Raw genomic sequence first — 1,017 nt, forward strand, 5'->3', positions numbered from 1 at the left:
CCTAGATGATTGATTCCAAGGGTTCAGTGGTCGTAAGCGGTCAATGAGCGCAGCGGATGCCGGCCGATGTTTTGGTTGTGCCAGATGGCCGCGGTCAGGGCGAGCAGGCGCTGCAGGACCCGCACGGTGACCCCGGCGACGGTGTGTCCTCCGTGGGACTCGAGGCCCAGCTGGCCCTTGAGGGTGTCGTTGATTGACTCGATGACCTGCCTCAACGGCTTGAGGAACTCCCTGCCGGGCCGTCGCCGCTCGCCCTGACGGGCGGGCCGGAGCAGGACGATGCCGGCCTCGGCCAGGTCGGTTTCGAAGACCTTGCCGTAGTAGTTCCTGTCCGCCAGGATCATTTGCCCGGCCCCGATTTTGGCGGGCATGGAGTCCAGGATCCCGAGCAGGGTTTCGCGTTCGTCGGCCTTTGCGCCGGTCAGCGCGAAGCCCACCGGCAGCCCGGACAGCGTGCACAACAGGTGCAGGCGCAGGCCCCAGAACCAGCGCGAATGCGAGGCGCAGTACCCGTATTCGGCGAACCCCGCCAGCTCGGAGCGGTGCGCCGTCTCGCGGGAGCGCCCGCACTCGACGGGGGTCGAATCGGCCACCCAGATCCCGTCGGCCCACAAGCCGGTGTCCCGGCCCAAATGGGCGATCACCGCCTGCAGGGTTTCCCCCAGGTGGCGCAGTCGCTTGTTGTAGCCGGACTGCTCCGGCAAATAGGGGAACCATTCGAGCAGGTCAACCCGCGCATGGCGCAGCCAGCGCCGTTCCGAGGTGAAGCCCAGCAGGGCCTGGAGCACGGCCACGGTGACCAGCTCGGCGTCCGTGATCAGCGGTTGCAAACCGACCGCCGGACGCCACGGGGCCGCGTCCGGATGGGCCTTCAAAAAGTCATCCGTCGAGGCGTACAGTGCTGTTGCAAGGGTGTCCAGGTCGTTGTCCATCGGAACCGTCCAAGGTCGATACGGGTAGTAATTCGAGTCTGGACACCCTTGTCTGCGCTGTCACCCCTTGGAATCAATCATCTAG

1 protein-coding gene is annotated in these 1,017 nt (G+C 65.8%); it reads right to left on the minus strand.

Annotated features, from left to right (window positions below; genetic code table 11):
* Positions 1-23 precede the first annotated feature (23 nt).
* Positions 24-932, minus strand: a complete 909-nt coding sequence (locus ACFY5D_RS22140; protein WP_387534774.1) for an IS982 family transposase — start codon at positions 930-932, stop codon at positions 24-26.
* Positions 933-1,017: the final 85 nt, after the last annotated feature.

It is taken from the genome of Paeniglutamicibacter sp. NPDC012692 (assembly GCF_042901625.1).
GTDB lineage: Bacteria > Actinomycetota > Actinomycetes > Actinomycetales > Micrococcaceae > Paeniglutamicibacter.